The organism is Methylocystis parvus (assembly GCF_049675845.1).
Classification (GTDB): Bacteria; Pseudomonadota; Alphaproteobacteria; order Rhizobiales; family Beijerinckiaceae; genus Methylocystis; species Methylocystis parvus_A.
On record NZ_CP187161.1, the window covers coordinates 742119 to 758706 of the forward strand.

Genomic DNA, 16588 nt, shown 5'->3' on the forward strand with positions numbered 1-16588 from the left:
ACGCCGTTTGCAGGGGAGCGCCAAGCGCGGCGGCTCCGACGTCGCTAGGCCGCCCCCGCCCGCTCCGTATCGAATTGCAGCCTTGCCAGCCGCGCATAGAGGCCGCCCGCGGCGCTCAGCGTCGCATGCGTCCCCTCCTCCACGATGCGACCTTCCTCCATCACGACGATGCGGTCGGCTTCGAGGACCGTCGCAAGACGATGCGCGATGACGATGCTCGTGCGGCCCTCCATGACGTCGTGGAGCGCCGCCTGAACCGCCGCCTCATTCTCAGCGTCGAGCGCGGATGTGGCTTCGTCGAGGAGCAGAACCGGCGCGTCTGCAAGGATGGCGCGCGCAATGGCGAGTCGCTGCCGCTGGCCGCCGGAGAGCGTGACGCCCCGCTCGCCGAGCTGGGTGTCATAGCCCTGCGGCAAGGCCGTGATGAATTCATGCGCCTGCGCGCGTTTCGCGGCGGCGACGATCTCTTCCCTCGTCGCGCCCTCGCGGCCATAGGCGATGTTCTCCGCGACCGAGATGCCGAAAACGACGGGATCCTGCGGCGCGAGCGCGATGGCGGCGCGAAGATCGAGCGGGTCGAGGGCGCGCAGATCGACGCCGTCGAGCGTGATCGCGCCTTGATCGACATCGTAGAAGCGAAGCAGAAGAGAGAACATCGTCGACTTGCCGGCCCCGGACGGACCGACGAGGGCGACGCGTTCCCCCGGCGCGACGGTGAGGGTGAGATCGCGCAAAGCCGAACGATCCGGCGCCGTCGGATAGGCGAAGCCCACATGCTCGAAGGCGATGCGCCCCGCCCAGCGGGCCGGCGCGGGCGTCGGATGGGCGGGAGCGAAGATTTTAGGCTTCACCGCCAGAATTTCAGCAATGCGCGAAGCGGCGCCGGCGGCCGCGACCACCTCGCTCCACACGGAAGACAATTCCCCCAGCGAACTCGCGCCGAGCACGGCGTAGAGCACGAATTGCGACAAGAGCCCCGAACTCATGCGCCCGGCAAGGACGTCCTGCGCGCCAAGCCAAAGTACGGCGACGATGCTGGTGAAGACGACGAGGATCGCGCCAGCGGTCACGAAAGCGCGCGCCAGCGTCGCCGCTTGCGCAGCTTCGTAGGCCGTTTCGACGCCCCTTTTGAAGCGCGCAACGGTCGAAGCCTGCGCGCCGTTCGCCTGCATGGCGCGCACGGCCGAAAGATTTTCACCCGCATACGCCGCCGCCTCGGCCAGCGTATCCTGCGCGTGCTTCGAGCGCTTGCGCACGCTGCGCCCGGACGCGATGAGCGGAAGCACGATGACCGGGATCGCCGCCAAAGCGAGGCCCGCGAGCTTGGGGCTCGTCGCGAACATCATGATCACCGCGCCGACGAACATGAACATGTTGCGCAAGGCGACCGACGCCGAGGAGCCGAACGCGGATTTCAGGAGGGTCGTGTCGGCGGTGAGGCGCGAGAGCAGTTCGCCGGTCTTCGCCGTGTCGTAGAAGGCGGCGTCGAGAGCGACGAGATGTTTGAAGAGATCGGTGCGCAGATCGGCCACGACGCGCTCGCCGAGCGTCATGACGAAGTAGTAGCGGGTCGCCGAAGCGAGCGCGAGAGTCGCCGCCACGCCGACCATCGCGCCGAAATAAGCGTTCACGGTCCCCGCGCTATCCGCTGAAAAACCGTGGTCGATCATGCCGCGTACGGCGGCGGGCAATGTGAGCGTCGCCCCCGAGGCCAGAAGCAAGGCCGCGAACGCCAGGGCGATCGTGCGCTTGTAGCGCAGCGCGTAAGGGAGAAGCGGGCGGAGAGGCGCGAGCGTCGCGCCCAGACGGCGCTTCGATTCGGCGGGGACGGCAGGCGATGCGGCGGGATTGATCTCTGTCATGGCCCGTCCCCTATAGCGCCCGACGGAAGCGAAAACGACCCCGCGACAAAAAGCCGACTTGTGCAACGCAGCACACAAATGTGCGGCGCGTCATAAAAATTTTTTGTCAACCGATAGACCGGGCCAGTCGCCGCCCGTGGCATCAAACCATTATTTTTCAGACATTTAAGAAGTGCGACATGTTGTCGCGGAAAAATGGCCCCGCGGCTGGACAGAGCCGAAACTTATGCTACCTTTTCCCTGCGTCGAATTGACGCGCCACCACAAAAGTGGGGCAGGAGCGCCAAGAAAAACAAAAGGATAAGGCGCCGCTCTGGGAACGGAAAGAGGAGTGAAGGACATGGCTGACAAAGAATTCGAAATCACGACCAACACCTACATCTTCGCTGGCGTTGGCGCCGTCATCCTCGGCGGTCTCGCGGCTGCGGCTCTCGGCGGCATGCAGAACATGATTGCGGCCGGCGTCGTCGGCGCGCTCGCGGGCGGCTGCCTCGGCCTCTTCTTCTAATTCACATCGCCGAGCCTGACGGCTCGACTCTGACCTGTCAACACCTAGGGAGTGAAAGTCATGGCTGAGAAAGAATTCGAAATCACCACGAACACCTACATCTTCGCTGGCGTCGGCGCCGTTCTGCTCGGCGGTCTCGCGGCTGCGGCTCTCGGCGGCATGCAGAACACGATCGCGGCCGGCGTCGTCGGCGCGCTCGCGGGCGGCTGCCTCGGCCTGTTCTTCTAAGCGACGATAGGGCAGACGCTGGTCTGGCCGCCGGCGTAAGCCAGTCGACACCAGCCAGCAATTGCAAACGCGATTGCTGGCTGTGCTGTTTTCAGGATGATTTTTTCGAAGTGTTTTCGTCGTCGGGAATTCAGGGGCAAGCGCTTTTCGACTTTGTCGAAAAGCGCTTTTTCGTTGGATCAGAGCGTGGCCGCCGTCGCCCCGCCCGGCCACATCTCCCGCGCCTTGTTGCGCAGAATGTATTTCTGGATCTTGCCGGTCGAGGTTTTGGGCAGCGGGCCGAAGACGACGTGCCGCGGGCATTTGAAATGCGCCAGATGCGTCCGCGACCAGGCGACAATCTCCTCCGCCGTGGCGGTCTCGCCCTCCTTCAACTCGACAAAGGCGCAGGGCGTCTCGCCCCATTTGTCGTCGGGCGCTGCGACGACCGCAGCGGCGCTCACCTTCGGATGCTTGAAGAGAACGTCCTCGACCTCGATCGACGAGATGTTCTCGCCGCCGGAAATGATGATGTCCTTCGAGCGGTCCTTGAGCTGGATATAACCGTCAGGATGCATGACGCCGAGGTCGCCGGAATGGAACCAGCCGCCGTGGAAGGCCTTTTCCGACGCTGACGGGTTCTTCAGATAGCCCTTCATCACGATATTGCCGCGGAACATCACCTCGCCCATGGTCTGGCCGTCGCGCGGCACCGGCCGCATCGTCTCGGGATCGATGACGTCGAGTTCTTCGAGGACGTTGTAGCGCACGCCCTGGCGCGCCTTCATCTGCGCCTGCGCCGAATCGTCGAGAGCGTCCCAGCGATCCTGCCATTCATTGACGGCCGCCGGCCCATAGGTCTCGGTCAGCCCGTAGAGATGCGTCACCTCGAAACCGGCCGCTTTCATCGCAGCGAGCACAGCCTGCGGCGGGGGCGCGGCGGCGGTGAAGAATCGCACCGTTTCCTTCAGCGACTTCTTCTCGGCGTCGCTGGCGCCGAGCAGGGTCGACATGACGATTGGCGCCCCGCATAGATGCGTCACGCCATGCTCGGCCATGAGCTCGTACATATGGCCGGCGCGCACCTGCCGCAGGCAGACATGGGTGCCGGCCGCGACCGAGATGGACCAGGGAAAGCACCAGCCGTTGCAGTGGAACATCGGCAGGGTCCAGAGATAGACCGGATGCCGTCCCATATCGCCGGTCAGAATGTTGCCGAGCGCCAGGAGATAGGCGCCGCGATGGTGGTACAGACGACGCCCTTGGGATCGCCCGTCGTGCCCGATGTGTAATTGAGCGAAATGGCGTTCCACTCGTCGGCGGGCGGCGCCCAGGCGTAGTCGGGATCGCCCGCGAGGATGAAATCCTCATAGTCGATCGACCCCAGCCGCTCGCCGGGGCCCGTATATTCGGGATCGTCATAGTCGATGATGAGCGGCTTGGCCTTGCACTGGCCGAGCGCCTCTCTGATCAAGCCTGAAAACTCGCGGTCGACGATCAGCGCCTTGGCTTCGGCGTGATCCAGCGTGAAGGCGAGAATCGCGGCGTCGAGACGCGTGTTGAGCGTGTTCAGAACCGCGCCCGTCATCGGCACGCCGTAATGGCATTCGAGCATCGCCGGCGTGTTGGCGAGCATGACGGAGACCGTATCGCCGCGCGCGATCCCGGCCTTGGCCAGCGCGCTCGCGAGGCGGCGGCTTCGGGAGTAGAAGTCGCGGTACGTGCGCCGCAGACCGCCATGGACGATCGCGACCCGGTCGGGAAACACCGCCGCCGCTCGCGACAGGAAGGTCAGCGGAGTCAGCGGCTGGTAATTGGCCTGGTTGCGGTCGAGATCGCGATCATAGGCGGATACGGTCATCAATAAGGACTCCAGAAGCGCGAGCAAGCGGTCGGGTGCTTGCAGGATATATGCAACTTCCCGCCTGCCGGCGGCCTGCGCGGGAGTCTTTTGCCCTTATTCGCCGAAATCGAGGTCCTTGAGACGACCGAAGACGCGATCCGCGTCGAAATTGTCTTCCTCGTCGGTCGGGCGCGGCGTGGTCGACTTGCCGAAGACCTCCTCGGTCGTCGCCGGCTCGCGCAGGCCGGTCGTAACGGCGGCGGGAACGAGCGTCTGGCCGTGATCCTCGACCACCGCGGGGCGATCCTTGGCGGCGCGATTCACCTCGAAATCGAGATCGATCTGCGAGCAGAGGCCGAGCGTCACCGGGTCCATCGGAGTCAGAGCTGCCGAGTTCCAGTGCGTGCGCTCGCGGATCGCCTTGAGTGTCGCCTTGGTCGTGCCGACGAGACGCATGATCTGCGCGTCCTTCAGCTCCGGATGGTTGCGCACCAGCCAGAGAATCGCGTTCGGCCGGTCCTGGCGGCGGGAGAGCGGCGTATAGCGCGGACCGCGCGCCTTCTTGACCTCCGGCACGACGACCTTGGAAACCAGGAGCTTCAACTGGTGCTTGGAGTCGCGCTCGCCGCGCGCGATCTCGTCGCGACTGAGCTGACCCGAAGTGATGGGGTCGTGGCCGCGAATGCCGGCGGCGACTTCGCCATCGGCGATGCCCTTCACCTCGAGCGGGTGCAGCTTACAGAACTCAGCGATCTGATCGAAGGTCAGAGACGTGTTTTCGACGAGCCAGACGGCCGTCGCCTTCGGCATCAACGGGGCGTTGCTCATCCGAGAATCTCCTTGGTCGCGGGCATGGCGGGAGCGTCCGGCGCCGCGCCCTTTTCGCGCTGGCGACCCATTAGGCTCGACCGTCCATGATGGGAATGAATGCTCATATACGCGTTTCCGGGCAAAAGCGCAATGATTGGACGTGCGAGGGTCCTTCGCGGAGGGATCCTTCCGCCCTGCCTCCCAAGCGCCTCGTCTTCCTCGCCGCGCCTTCGTTTCAGGCAAGCGGTGCGTGATCGCCATGTGTGAATGTTGCGTCGCCCAAATTGACAGGCGCCGTCGCATTGCCCATTAACCCCCCACGGGCGGGAGGCCCGCCGGGACAAGGCCATGCAAGAAAAAGCAAAAGGGCTCACCTATTCCGACGCGGGCGTCGACATCGACGCCGGCAACCGGCTCGTCGACATGATCCGCCCTGCCGTGCGGGCGACGCGCCGCCCCGGCGCGGATGGCGAGATCGGCGGCTTTGGCGGCGTCTTCGACCTCAAGGCCGCGCATATTTCCGATCCGGTCCTCGTCGCGGCGAATGACGGCGTCGGAACGAAGGTCAAGATTGCAATCGAATCCGGAATGCATGGCACCATCGGGATTGACCTCGTCGCCATGTGCGTCAACGATCTCGTCGTGCAGGGCGCGGAGCCGCTCTTCTTTCTCGACTACTACGCCACCGGCAAGCTGGATCCGAACGTCGCCGCCGCAGTGGTCAAGGGAATCGCCGATGGCTGCGTGTTGGCGGGCTGCGCGCTGCTGGGCGGCGAAACGGCCGAAATGCCCGGCCTCTATTCCGGCCGCGACTACGATCTCGCTGGCTTCGCTGTCGGCGCCGCCGAGCGCAAGGGTCTTCTGCCGCGCGAAGTCCAGCCCGGCGACGTCGCCTTCGGCCTCGCCTCCTCCGGCGTGCACTCAAACGGTTTCTCGCTCGTGCGCCGGATCGTAAAGGACACGGGCCTCTCCTGGAACGCCACTGCGCCCTTCGCGCCGGAAATGACGCTCGCCCGCGCTTTGCTCGAGCCGACGCGGATCTATGTGAAGCCGCTGCTCGCGGCGCTGAAGAAGACGCCTCATATCCGCGCGCTGTCGCATATCACGGGCGGCGGCTTTCCGGACAACCTCCCGCGCGTTCTCCCGAAGGGCGTCGGCGTATCGCTTGATCTCTCGACCTTCGAGGTTCCGCGCGTCTTCAAATGGCTCGCCAAGAGCGGAGACATCGCGGAATACGAAATGCTGCGCACTTTCAATTGCGGCGTCGGCATGGTCGTCTTCGCGGCCAAGGATGGCGCCGACGAGGTCGAGAAGGTCTTGCGCGACGTCGGCGAGAAGCCGGTCCGCATCGGCGAAGCGATCACGGCGAAGACCGGCGAACGCGTCGTGATGAACGGATCGCTGGGGCTGTAACCCCCTCCCCAACCCTCCCCCGCTTCGCGGGAGAGGGAGCAAGAGCCTGGCCTTCATCCAGAATGCCGATCGGGAGCGTCCCCTCGCCCGTGAAGCGGGGGAAGACAGGGAGGGGCCGTAGAGTAACGACACTCATGACCCGCCTGCGCACAGCCATCCTCATCTCCGGCCGCGGTTCCAACATGGACGCGTTGATCGCCGCCGCGCGCGCGCCGAATTTCCCGGCGGAGATCGTCCTCGTCCTCTCCAACCGGCCCGACGCGCCGGGCCTCGCGAAAGCCAAGGCGGCGGGGATCGCCGTCGCCGCGGTCGACCACAAGATCTACGCGGGCCGCGAAGAGTTCGAACGTTCGCTGCATGCGATGCTGGAAATCCATCGCATCGATTTCGTCTGCCTTGCCGGTTTCATGCGCATCTTCACGCCCTGGTTCATCAACCAGTGGACCGGTCGAATGCTCAACATTCACCCTGCCCTGCTCCCTTCCTATCGCGGGCTGCATACGCATGAGCGCGCGCTGGCCGACGGCGTGAAGATCCATGGCTGCACCGTGCATTTCGTCGTGCCGGAGATGGACGAAGGCCCCATCGTCGCGCAGGCCGCCGTGCCGGTCCTGGACGGCGATACGCCGCAGACGCTCGGCGCCCGCGTTCTGTCGCAGGAGCATGTCATCTATCCGCTGGCGCTGCGATTGGTTGCGTCCGGCGCTGTGCGGGTGGAAGGAAATCGCGTCCTCGGCGCTTTACGGACAAGCGAGGCGACGCTGGTTGCGCCCTGAAGAACCGTTGATTGCGCCTGCAAAGGATTTTCAAAATGACCTTGAAGATTTTCGGCTTTGGTCCCGCGACTGGGCTTCCCGACCTCTCGCCCTTCGTCCTGAAGGCGATGACGCTCCTGAAGATGGCAGGCGTCGACTATGTCGTCGACACGAAGGGCTTCAACAAAGCGCCTAAGGGCAAGCTGCCCTATATCGACGATAACGGCGTCATCGTCGCGGATTCGACGTTCATCCGCCTGCATCTGGAAAAAACGCGCGGTTTCGACTTCGACTCCGGCCTTTCGCCGCAACAGCGCGCCGAGAGTTGGGCGGTCGAGAAGATGTGCGAGGATCACCTCTTTTCGATCATTGCGCGTCACCGCTGGCAGGATGACGAAAACTTCGCGCGGGGCATTGGCGTCTTTTTCGACAAGATGCTGCCCGCGCCCGTGCGGGGTCCGGCAAAGTGGGCGATCCGCCGCAGCCTTATCAAGCGTTTTCGGACCCAGGGCGTCGGCCGCTTCAGCGAGGCCGAAATCGCCGTCCTCGGCGCGCGCGACGTCGAGGCGCTCTCGACGCTCATCGGCGACAAGCCCTTCCTGATGGGAGAGACCCCCTGCGCCGCAGACGCCGCTGTCTTTGCGGCGCTTACGTTGCTGATGGACCCGGCGACAAATTCGCCGACCCGCGACCTGGCGCTGGCCCGGCCCAACCTTGTCGCCTATCGCGACCGCATGATGGGGCGCTATTTTCCGGAATTTGCAGATTCCGAAATCAGAACGTCTGATTTAGCCAGCGATCGATCGTCCCTCTGACCAACTCCTCTTCGCCTCCAGCCTTCGCCCAGGCCACGCTGAAAGCAGGGTCGTGCGAATCCGGCAGGCGGTCCGGCTCAACGTCGGCGATACGAACGCGAACGGGCGCCGGAACGCCCTCGCCCGAAATGATGCATTCCTGATTTCGAAGGCCCTGGATCGCGTTCACCAGATGCTTACCGGCCTCGGGCAAGGCGTTCTTCAGGCACTCCTGATCGCGAAGATTGTTCAGACGCAACGCGACCAAGGTGCCGCACTGGGAAAGCGCCCCTGGCGACAGGTCGGACGGTCGCTGCGTCACCAGCCCCAGCGAAACGCCATGCTTGCGCCCCTCTTTCGCGATGCGTTCGAGGATCGCGCTCGCTGCGGCTCCTTTGCCGCTCTCGGGGCTCGGAAGATAATTTTGCGCCTCCTCGCAAACCAGGAGAACGGGACGCGCTTTTCCTTCGCGCGACCAGACCCCGAAATTGAAGATGAGCCTGGAGAGCACGGCCACCACGGCATCCACGACTTCCGACGGCGCATTCGAAAGGTCGACGACCGAAATCGGCCGCCCGTTGGCGGGCAAGCGGAGAAGGGTCGAAATAACGTAATCCAGGGGCGCCCCGTAAAGGGACTCGTCGAAGATGAATCGAAACCGTCGGTCGGAAACGACCTGCATGATCTTCAGCTTGAGGCGAATGTAAAAACGCGCCTCGGCGTATTTTTCAAGCTTGCCCAATTGCTCATCGATGGCCGAGATGAGGTCTCCAATAAAATAGGGCAACGGCGTATCGACGTTCAGATTGGCGATCGAGCGAGCGGATGGATTTTTCGCGCGGGCGGCCAGCAGACATTTTGCAAGAATGTCCTTGTCAATTTCCCGGTCGAGCCCCTGCGCCGCGAAGAACTCGCAATGCTCATCGAGCGTCATCAGCCAGTACGGCACCGAGAGATTTTGCGCGTCGAGCAACACTGCGTTTTCAGGGAAGGAAGCCGCATATTCGCCGTGGGGGTCGATCACGACGATGTGCCCCTCTGGCGCCTTCTGCGCGATCCCGTTCAAAATCAGCGAAACCAGCGTGGATTTGCCCGTGCCCGACGATCCGAAAATCGCGAAATGGCGGCTGAGGAAGGGGTCGATGTAGAGCCGCGCATCTACGCTGGCCGTCGGATGCACGCATCCAACCACGACGGAAGCGCGTTCTTGTTCCGCGAAAGCGCGCTTTAGATCGTCTTCTCTTACGGGGTAAACCGGCGTTCCCGGGAGCGGATAGGCCGAGACCCCCTGGCGGAAGCGCGTGAGGCCGCCATCCTGAGCGACATCGGTTTCTCCGATGAATTCGAGCGCCGCAACGATGCCAGCGCCGCGCAAGTCCCTGACTTGCTTCAACTCTCTTATCTCGACGATGAGCCACAAACCGTCTAGTTTCAATTTGAGCTGGCTTCCAATCGAGCCGGTCCCGGCTCTCTTGATCGCCGCCTCGTCGAGCCGACAGGTCGCGCCGACCGCGTCGACATCTTCAATATAGCCGACGGTAAGCTCTTTCTGCGCAGTCGCCTCAAGCATCATAGTCTCCGAACGAAAAACTCTGCTTCATCTGCAAAGAAACATCGGAATATCTTCAATTAAATAACTTGCCAGTTCAAGCTTAGACGTTGCCGCAAGAGAAGAAGACAAAATAAAAGCGGCCGGGAAAATCCCGGCCGCTCTTCTACCCCGCAATCGGCCGATTTAGCCGACGATTTCGTTACCCGAGAAGAACTGCGCGATTTCGATCGCGGCGGTTTCGGGGGCGTCGGAGCCGTGCACCGAGTTCTCGCCCACCGACAGCGCATGCTCCTTGCGGATCGTGCCCGGCGCGGCGTTGGCCGGGTTGGTGGCGCCCATGACTTCGCGATACGTCGCGATGGCGTTCTCGCCCTCGAGCACCTGCACGACAACCGGCTCGGAAATCATGAAGTCGACGAGCTCCCCGAAGAAGGGGCGCTCCTTATGGACCGCGTAGAAGGTCTCGGCCTGCTCGCGGGTCATGCGGATGCGCTTCTGCGCGACGATGCGCAGGCCGGCGCCCTCGATGATGGCGTTGACCTTGCCGGTGAGGTTGCGCTTGGTCGCGTCGGGCTTGATGATGGAAAAAGTGCGTTCGATCGCCATGAGAGCGCATCGCCTCGTCTGTTGGAGTGCTGGAATTCAAGAGTCGGAGCGCGCTTCCCGCGAAAAACCGGGGTCCACTTTTTCGCGCGCGCTCCAGACGGTAAGCGCCGCGCTTATACCGGCGGCGCCCCGCGGCGGCAAGCCTGCCGCCATCAGCGGTAAGCTTCGGCGATCGCCATGAAATCGATCGCCTTGAGGCTCGCCCCGCCGACCAGCGCGCCATCCACGTTCGGCACGCTCATCAGTTCCCGGGCATTGGCGGGCTTGACCGAACCGCCGTAAAGAATGCGCACGGCCTCGCTCTTGCCGCCGCCGAGCCGCGCCTCGACCCGCTCGCGCACGAATTCATGCATCTCGGCGACGTCCGCGGGCGTCGGCGTCAGCCCCGTGCCGATCGCCCAGACGGGTTCGTAAGCGACGACGATGGTTCCCGGCGCGTCGGCCGGAAGCGAGCCCTCGATCTGGCGGCCGACGACGGCGAGCGCCTGGCCCGCCTCGCGCTCGGCGCGCGTCTCGCCGACGCAGATGATGGGCTTGAGCCCGGCCCGCAGCGCGGCGGCGGCCTTCGCCTGCACGATCTCGTCCGTCTCGCCATGGTCCGCGCGGCGCTCGCTATGGCCGACGATCACGTAGGACGCGCCCAGATCCTTGAGCATTTCGGCGGAAATGTCGCCGGTATGGGCGCCGTTCGCGGCGACGTGGCAATCCTGCGCGCCAAGGCCAAGCCCGCCCTGCGTGGCGGCCTCGAGCGCCGGACCGATCAGGGTGGTCGGGGGGCAGATGATCAGCTCGACTTTGCTCTTGAGCGCAGCGTCATAGGCGGTCCCCATCGCGGCGACTTCGGCGAGCGAGGCGAGCAGCCCGTTCATTTTCCAATTTCCGGCGACGAGCGGGCAGCGGGGCATGCGGGGTAATCCTTCAATCTGAAAGACTTTACCTAACAGAAGCTAACGGACTCGCAATGCGACCGGCCGGCGCAGCGTCATTGTCTTGTCGCAATCAATTCCATATATCCAGAGTTATGGAAATAGATGCAGCCCTCGCCTGCCTTGCAGCGCTCTCCCAACCGACGCGGCTCGACGCCTTTCGCCAGCTCGTGCGCGCCGAGCCCGAGGGGCTCGCGGCCGGCGAACTCGCGCGCAAGCTGAGCGTGCCCCAGAATACATTGTCCGCGCATCTCAACATCCTGTCCCACGCTGCGCTCGTGACGAGCGTCCGCATCGGCCGCAGCGTCGTCTATCGCGCCGATCTCTCGCGCCTCAACGCGCTCGTCCGCTACCTCGCCGAAGACTGCTGCGGCGGGCGATCCGACGTTTGTGCGCCAGTCCTTCCCGATGTGGCGCCCTGCTGTCCGCCGAGCCGGCCGAACAAAGACTGATCGCCAAGACAACTCAAAAAGGGGACCCCATGAAACGCCTTCATGTGCATGTGTCTGTCGAGGACCTGGCCCAATCGATCCGATTTTACAGTGCGCTTTTCGGATCCGAGCCGACCGTCGCCCAACCGGATTACGCCAAGTGGATGCTCGAGGACCCGCGCGTGAATTTCGCCATCTCGGCGCGCGGGCGGAAAGCCGGGCTCGACCATCTCGGAATCCAGGTGGAAACGCCGGATGAGCTCGAGCAGGTTTATGGTCGCCTGAAAGAGGCCGAGGGGCCGGTTATCGAGGAAGGCGAGACGACCTGCTGCTACGCCAAGTCAGAAAAGGCGTGGACGGTAGATCCGCAAGGGCTCCTTTGGGAGTCGTTCCTGACAACAGGCGAGAGCACGATCTATGGCGACGATCCGGCCCTCGACGCCGCCCGGAACCGCCAAAGCGCCTGTTGCACGCCACCGGCGCCGCAAGGCGTTTGTTGTTCCCCTAAACCGGAACGCGACGCCAGCGCCTCCTGCTGCGGCCCCACGGAGACTGCGTGATGTCAGACCGAATCTACAACGTCCTCTTTCTCTGCACGGGCAACACCGCCCGTTCGATTTTGGCCGAAGGCATCTTGCGCAAGGATGGTGCAGGGCGCTTTCACGCCTTCTCGGCGGGGAGCCAGCCCAAGGGCGTTGTGAACCCCTATGCGCTCAAGACGCTTGAAGCATACGACTATCCGACCGACGGCTTCCGTTCCAAGAGCTGGGACGAGTTCGCCGGCCCTGGCGCGCCGCAGATGGATTTCGTCTTTACGGTCTGTGACAGCGCCGCTGGCGAAGCCTGCCCGATCTGGCCCGGCCAGCCGATGACGGCCCATTGGGGAATCGAAGACCCCGCAGGCGTCGAAGGTTCGGACATGGAGAAGCAGAAGGCGTTCAATCTCGCCTTTCGTTACATGAAGACACGCATTTCTCTTCTGCTTGCGACACCGATCGGCCGCCTCGATCGATTGACCCTGAGCAGCCGCCTTCGCGAAATCGGCGGCTCGGAGGGCGCCTCGCAGAGCGACAAGGCGCAGGCGTAAAAGCGACTGCCACAGCACAATTCTGAAAGGACGATCATGACGACCATTCAAGTTTACGATCCCGCGCTTTGTTGCAACACGGGCGTTTGCGGCGTCGACGCCGATCAAGCGCTGGTGAGCTTCGCGGCGGACGTCGATTGGGCGAAGAAGAACGGCGCGCAAATCGAGCGCTTCAATCTCGCCCAGCAGCCGATGGCCTTCGCCGATAACGCAACGGTAAAAGGCTTTCTGGAGCGCTCCGGGCAGGAGGCCCTGCCGCTGATCCTCGTCAATGGCGACATCGCCCTTGCGGGGCGCTATCCCAACCGCGCCGAACTGGCGCGCTGGGCGGGCGTCACGGAGACCGCCGAAGCGCAACAGGGCTCCTGCTGCGGCGGCAGTCGCTGCTGCTGAGGAACGCCATGAAATTCCTGGCGGGCGCGCCCCAATTTCTCTTCTTCACCGGCAAGGGCGGCGTCGGCAAAACCTCGATTGCCTGCGCCACGGCGATTCAGCTTGCGGGACCTGGCCGCCGCGTGCTGCTGGTCAGCACCGATCCCGCCTCCAATGTCGGGCAAGTGCTGGGCGTCGAGATAGGCGACAAGATCACCGCCATTCCGGTCGTCCCCGATCTCTTCGCGCTCGAAATCGACCCGGGGGCGGCGGCGCAAGCCTATCGCGATCGCATTGTCGGACCCGTTCGCGGCAAGCTGCCGGACGTAGTGGTGAAGGGCATCGAAGAGCAATTGTCCGGAGCGTGCACGACCGAAATCGCCGCCTTCGATGAATTCACGGCGCTGCTGACCGATACGCAGATCACCTCGGCTTACGACCATATCGTTTTCGACACCGCGCCGACCGGCCACACCATTCGGCTGCTGCAACTGCCCGTCGCCTGGTCGGGCTTTCTCGAAGCGGGAAAAGGCGACGCCTCGTGCCTCGGCCCGCTCGCCGGCCTCGAAAAGCAGCGCGCGCAATACAATGCGGCTGTGCAGGCGCTTGCGGATGGACAGCGCACCCGCCTCATCCTCGTCGCTCGCGCCCAGAATTCCGCCCTGCGCGAAGCGGCGCGCACCCATGGTGAGTTGGCGGCGATCGGCCTCACCGAGCAATTCCTGATCGTCAATGGTCTTCTACCCAAGGAAGAAGCCGCTCTCGATCCGCTTGCGGAGGCGATCTATGGGCGCGAACAGGCGGCCTTGGCCGCGATGCCCGACGCGCTGCGCGCCTTGCCCCGCGATGATGTGCCGCTAAAGCCCGTCAACCTCGTCGGTCTCGGCGCCTTGCGCCAGCTGCTTGCCGAAACGGCGCCGCCGATCGAAACAGAGGACCGGGCGCCGGTCGAGCTGCGCGCGCCAAGTCTTTCCGATCTCGTCGACGACATCGCCCGCGACGGCCATGGGCTGGTCATGTTGATGGGCAAGGGCGGCGTCGGGAAGACGACGCTGGCCGCTGCGGTGGCGGTCGAGCTCGCCCGGCGCGGATTGCCTGTTCACCTCACCACGTCCGACCCTGCCGCGCATCTTGCCGAGACGCTGCATGGCTCCATGGCGCATCTGACGGTCAGCCGCATCGACCCGCACGCGGAAACCGACCGCTATCGGCAAGAGGTGCTGAAATCGAAAGGCGCGAAGCTCGATGCTGCAGGACGCGCCTTGCTCGAAGAAGATTTGCGTTCGCCCTGCACCGAGGAGATCGCCGTCTTCCAGGCTTCTCGCGCATCATCCGCGAGGCGGGAGAAAAATTCGTCGTGATGGATACCGCGCCGACAGGCCACACCCTGCTGCTGCTGGACGCGACGGGGGCCTATCACCGCGAGGTCGCGCGCATGCTGGACGCGAAGGGCGCGCATTACACCACGCCGATGATGCAGCTTCAGGATTCGAAGCGGACCAAGGTGCTGCTTGTGACTTTGGCCGAGACGACCCCCGTCCTCGAAGCGGCCAATCTGCAGGCCGATCTGCGACGCGCCGGCATCGAGCCATGGGCGTGGGTCATCAACAGCAGCATCGCGGCGGCGCGCCCGCATGCGCCCCTGTTACGCAAGCGCGCGCAAAACGAGCTGGCGGAAATGGAAAAGGTCGCGACAGTCCATGCGCGCCGCTACGCGGTCGTGCCGATGCTTCGGGAAGAACCTGTCGGCGTGGACCGACTCCTCAAACTGGCCGCGCCGGCCACCGAGCCGGCCTGAATACTCGAGAAGGGTAACGCCCATGACCGAAGCCACAACCCTCGCGCGCCCGGAGCAAGTCAGCCAAGCGCCCGCAATGACCGTCTTTGAACGTTACCTCACCCTCTGGGTGGCGCTCTGCATCGTCGCAGGCGTTGTGCTCGGCCATTTCTTTCCAGGCTTTTTTCACGCGGTAGGCGCGCTCGAGATCGCCAAGGTCAATCTGCCGGTTGCGGCGCTGATCTGGCTGATGATCGTCCCGATGCTCATGAAGATCGACTTCGCGGCGCTGAAGGAAGTCGGGCGGCATTGGCGCGGGATCGGGGTGACGCTCTTCGTCAACTGGGCGGTGAAGCCCTTTTCGATGGCGCTGCTGGGCTGGATATTCATCGGCCATCTGTTCCGCCCCTATCTGCCGGCGGATCAGATCGACAGCTATATCGCGGGGCTCATCCTGCTCGCGGCGGCGCCCTGCACGGCCATGGTCTTCGTCTGGTCGAACCTCACCAAGGGCGAGCCGCATTTCACGCTGAGCCAGGTGGCGCTCAACGACGCCATCATGATCGTCGCCTTCGCGCCGATCGTGGCGCTGCTGCTCGGCCTTTCATCCATCACCGTGCCATGGGACACGCTGCTGCTGTCGGTTGCGCTCTATATCGTCGTGCCGGTGATCGTGGCGCAGGCCGCGCGCAAGACGCTGCTCGCATCCGGCGGCGAGACGCGACTGTCCGCGGCGCTTGCGCAGATCGGCCCGCTGTCGCTCGTGGCGTTGCTTGCGACGCTGGTTCTGCTCTTTGGCTTTCAGGGGGAACAGATCATTCGCCAACCGGCGATCATCGCGATGCTGGCCATTCCGATCCTGATCCAGGTCTATTTCAACTCGGCGCTCGCCTATACGCTCAATCGCGTCTCGGGAGAGCAGCATTGCGTTGCGGGCCCCTCGGCGCTGATCGGGGCCAGCAACTTTTTCGAACTGGCGGTCGCGGCGGCGATCAGCCTCTTCGGTTTCGACTCCGGCGCGGCGCTCGCCACCGTCGTCGGCGTGCTGATCGAGGTCCCGGTCATGCTCAGCGTCTGCTGGATCGTCAACCGCAGCAAGGGCTGGTACGAGCGCGGCGCGTCGCGCAAAGGCGCATTCGCGCCGGCCGACCAGCCCTGAAGCCGGTTACTCTCCGCAGAGGCGGTAGCCGAGGCTCGCGAGCTGCGCGCCCGAGATCTTCAGCAGCGGCCCCGGCACCATGCCGCGCGAGTTGCGGACATGGTTCATGAAGATGCGGCGCAGCGGCGGCTTGTAGGCGGAGGCGAAAACCGCCGTCATTTGCCGATCGACGACGCCGCTCGTCGGCCCGCCGACCCACGGGGCGTGGAAGCCGAAGACGGCGCCGGGCGAGACGCAGGAACGCCGAGCCGCGAGATAAAGCGTGCAGGAGCTGTCGCACTCGACCGGACCGATGCGGACTTCCTCGCCACGCGCCTGGGCGTGGGCGAGACGCGCGACATAAGGCTCGACGCGGCCACCATAGTCAGGGCCCGTAACATCGAAAGCGCTGGCAGGCGCAGAAAAGAGTACAAGCGTCATCATTCCTGCAAGACCGTAAGATCGCAGCATAGCTGTTCCTTTTGGGGCGCTTGGACGTTGCGTTCT

16 protein-coding genes and 2 pseudogenes are annotated in these 16588 nt (G+C 64.1%); 11 read left to right on the forward strand and 7 right to left on the reverse strand.

Features of this window, described 5'->3' with window-relative positions; genetic code table 11:
- Positions 1–44: 44 nt before the first annotated feature.
- On the reverse strand, positions 45–1862 hold the full coding sequence (locus ACPFMJ_RS04035) for an ABC transporter transmembrane domain-containing protein (RefSeq protein ID WP_424362578.1): 1818 nt from the start codon (positions 1860–1862) through the stop codon (positions 45–47).
- A 340-nt stretch (positions 1863–2202) separates the two neighbouring features.
- Between ACPFMJ_RS04035 and ACPFMJ_RS04040 the strand changes: the two genes are divergently transcribed.
- The gene (locus ACPFMJ_RS04040) at positions 2203–2370 is read left to right on the forward strand and encodes a hypothetical protein (protein WP_424362579.1); all 168 of its coding nucleotides are present in this window, start codon (positions 2203–2205) and stop codon (positions 2368–2370) included.
- A 60-nt stretch (positions 2371–2430) separates the two neighbouring features.
- The gene (locus ACPFMJ_RS04045) at positions 2431–2598 is read left to right on the forward strand and encodes a hypothetical protein (RefSeq protein ID WP_424362580.1); all 168 of its coding nucleotides are present in this window, start codon (positions 2431–2433) and stop codon (positions 2596–2598) included.
- Positions 2599–2777: 179 nt separating this feature from the next.
- On the opposite strand, the pseudogene ACPFMJ_RS04050 reads toward ACPFMJ_RS04045, so the two are convergent.
- Together ACPFMJ_RS04050 and ACPFMJ_RS04055 are read right to left on the reverse strand one after the other, a co-directional pair.
- Positions 2778–4438, reverse strand: a pseudogene (locus tag ACPFMJ_RS04050) (acyl-CoA synthetase).
- A gap of 96 nt (positions 4439–4534) precedes the next feature.
- Positions 4535–5248 carry a DUF1013 domain-containing protein gene (locus ACPFMJ_RS04055; protein WP_424362581.1) on the reverse strand — a complete coding sequence of 238 codons (714 nt, stop codon included), beginning with the start codon at positions 5246–5248 and terminating at the stop codon, positions 4535–4537.
- Positions 5249–5578: 330 nt separating this feature from the next.
- On the opposite strand from ACPFMJ_RS04055, the gene purM reads away from it, so the two are divergent.
- From purM to ACPFMJ_RS04070, 3 genes are all read left to right on the forward strand, one after another.
- Positions 5579–6643, forward strand: a complete 1065-nt coding sequence (purM, locus tag ACPFMJ_RS04060; protein WP_424362582.1) for a phosphoribosylformylglycinamidine cyclo-ligase — start codon at positions 5579–5581, stop codon at positions 6641–6643.
- A gap of 134 nt (positions 6644–6777) precedes the next feature.
- Positions 6778–7419: a phosphoribosylglycinamide formyltransferase gene (gene purN / locus ACPFMJ_RS04065; RefSeq protein WP_424362583.1), complete on the forward strand. Its 642-nt coding sequence runs from the start codon at positions 6778–6780 to the stop codon at positions 7417–7419.
- 35 nt (positions 7420–7454) lie between these two features.
- On the forward strand, positions 7455–8213 hold the full coding sequence (locus ACPFMJ_RS04070; protein WP_424362584.1) for a glutathione S-transferase family protein: 759 nt from the start codon (positions 7455–7457) through the stop codon (positions 8211–8213).
- On the opposite strand, the gene ACPFMJ_RS04075 is transcribed toward ACPFMJ_RS04070, so the two are convergent.
- From ACPFMJ_RS04075 to tpiA, 3 genes are all read right to left on the reverse strand, one after another.
- Positions 8173–9762: an ATP-binding protein gene (locus tag ACPFMJ_RS04075; protein WP_424362585.1), complete on the reverse strand. Its 1590-nt coding sequence runs from the start codon at positions 9760–9762 to the stop codon at positions 8173–8175. The two genes, ACPFMJ_RS04070 and ACPFMJ_RS04075, sit on opposite strands and share 41 nt — an antisense overlap.
- Positions 9763–9927: 165 nt before the next feature.
- Positions 9928–10350, reverse strand: a complete 423-nt coding sequence (ndk, locus tag ACPFMJ_RS04080) for a nucleoside-diphosphate kinase (protein WP_424362586.1) — start codon at positions 10348–10350, stop codon at positions 9928–9930.
- A gap of 152 nt (positions 10351–10502) precedes the next feature.
- Positions 10503–11255, reverse strand: coding sequence for a triose-phosphate isomerase (tpiA, locus tag ACPFMJ_RS04085; protein ID WP_424362587.1), 753 nt, complete (start codon positions 11253–11255; stop codon positions 10503–10505).
- Between the two features lie 116 nt (positions 11256–11371).
- Between tpiA and ACPFMJ_RS04090 the strand changes: the two genes are divergently transcribed.
- The 6 genes and pseudogenes from ACPFMJ_RS04090 (at position 11372) to arsB (ending at position 16102) form a co-directional block, all read left to right on the forward strand.
- Positions 11372–11728 carry an ArsR/SmtB family transcription factor gene (locus tag ACPFMJ_RS04090; protein WP_424362588.1) on the forward strand — a complete coding sequence of 119 codons (357 nt, stop codon included), beginning with the start codon at positions 11372–11374 and terminating at the stop codon, positions 11726–11728.
- Positions 11729–11757: 29 nt separating this feature from the next.
- Positions 11758–12267 carry an ArsI/CadI family heavy metal resistance metalloenzyme gene (locus ACPFMJ_RS04095; RefSeq protein ID WP_424362589.1) on the forward strand — a complete coding sequence of 170 codons (510 nt, stop codon included), beginning with the start codon at positions 11758–11760 and terminating at the stop codon, positions 12265–12267.
- Complete coding sequence (locus ACPFMJ_RS04100) at positions 12267–12794, forward strand: arsenate reductase ArsC (RefSeq protein ID WP_424362590.1); 528 nt, start codon at positions 12267–12269, stop codon at positions 12792–12794. The genes ACPFMJ_RS04095 and ACPFMJ_RS04100 overlap by 1 nt, the downstream gene beginning before the upstream one ends.
- 36 nt (positions 12795–12830) lie before the next feature.
- A complete protein-coding gene (gene arsD / locus ACPFMJ_RS04105; RefSeq protein WP_424362591.1) occupies positions 12831–13187 on the forward strand; it encodes an arsenite efflux transporter metallochaperone ArsD in 357 nt (118 codons plus the stop codon).
- An 8-nt stretch (positions 13188–13195) separates the two neighbouring features.
- Positions 13196–14964, forward strand: a pseudogene (gene arsA / locus ACPFMJ_RS04110) (arsenical pump-driving ATPase).
- A gap of 76 nt (positions 14965–15040) precedes the next feature.
- Positions 15041–16102: an ACR3 family arsenite efflux transporter gene (arsB, locus tag ACPFMJ_RS04115; protein ID WP_424362592.1), complete on the forward strand. Its 1062-nt coding sequence runs from the start codon at positions 15041–15043 to the stop codon at positions 16100–16102.
- Between the two features lie 6 nt (positions 16103–16108).
- On the opposite strand, the gene ACPFMJ_RS04120 is transcribed toward arsB, so the two are convergent.
- The gene (locus ACPFMJ_RS04120) at positions 16109–16552 is read right to left on the reverse strand and encodes a hypothetical protein (RefSeq protein ID WP_424362593.1); all 444 of its coding nucleotides are present in this window, start codon (positions 16550–16552) and stop codon (positions 16109–16111) included.
- Positions 16553–16588: the final 36 nt, after the last annotated feature.

Bases quoted from the DNA above. Each gene is read 5' to 3' on its own strand.
- ACPFMJ_RS04035 (WP_424362578.1), bottom strand. From the start codon at position 1,862: ATGACAGAGATCAATCCCGCCGCATCGCCTGCCGTCCCCGCCGAATCG.
- ACPFMJ_RS04040 (WP_424362579.1), top strand. From the start codon at position 2,203: ATGGCTGACAAAGAATTCGAAATCACGACCAACACCTACATCTTCGCT.
- ACPFMJ_RS04045 (WP_424362580.1), top strand. From the start codon at position 2,431: ATGGCTGAGAAAGAATTCGAAATCACCACGAACACCTACATCTTCGCT.
- ACPFMJ_RS04055 (WP_424362581.1), bottom strand. From the start codon at position 5,248: ATGAGCAACGCCCCGTTGATGCCGAAGGCGACGGCCGTCTGGCTCGTC.
- purM (WP_424362582.1), top strand. From the start codon at position 5,579: ATGCAAGAAAAAGCAAAAGGGCTCACCTATTCCGACGCGGGCGTCGAC.
- purN (WP_424362583.1), top strand. From the start codon at position 6,778: ATGACCCGCCTGCGCACAGCCATCCTCATCTCCGGCCGCGGTTCCAAC.
- ACPFMJ_RS04070 (WP_424362584.1), top strand. From the start codon at position 7,455: ATGACCTTGAAGATTTTCGGCTTTGGTCCCGCGACTGGGCTTCCCGAC.
- ACPFMJ_RS04075 (WP_424362585.1), bottom strand. From the start codon at position 9,762: ATGCTTGAGGCGACTGCGCAGAAAGAGCTTACCGTCGGCTATATTGAA.
- ndk (WP_424362586.1), bottom strand. From the start codon at position 10,350: ATGGCGATCGAACGCACTTTTTCCATCATCAAGCCCGACGCGACCAAG.
- tpiA (WP_424362587.1), bottom strand. From the start codon at position 11,255: ATGCCCCGCTGCCCGCTCGTCGCCGGAAATTGGAAAATGAACGGGCTG.
- ACPFMJ_RS04090 (WP_424362588.1), top strand. From the start codon at position 11,372: ATGGAAATAGATGCAGCCCTCGCCTGCCTTGCAGCGCTCTCCCAACCG.
- ACPFMJ_RS04095 (WP_424362589.1), top strand. From the start codon at position 11,758: ATGAAACGCCTTCATGTGCATGTGTCTGTCGAGGACCTGGCCCAATCG.
- ACPFMJ_RS04100 (WP_424362590.1), top strand. From the start codon at position 12,267: ATGTCAGACCGAATCTACAACGTCCTCTTTCTCTGCACGGGCAACACC.
- arsD (WP_424362591.1), top strand. From the start codon at position 12,831: ATGACGACCATTCAAGTTTACGATCCCGCGCTTTGTTGCAACACGGGC.
- arsB (WP_424362592.1), top strand. From the start codon at position 15,041: ATGACCGTCTTTGAACGTTACCTCACCCTCTGGGTGGCGCTCTGCATC.
- ACPFMJ_RS04120 (WP_424362593.1), bottom strand. From the start codon at position 16,552: ATGCTGCGATCTTACGGTCTTGCAGGAATGATGACGCTTGTACTCTTT.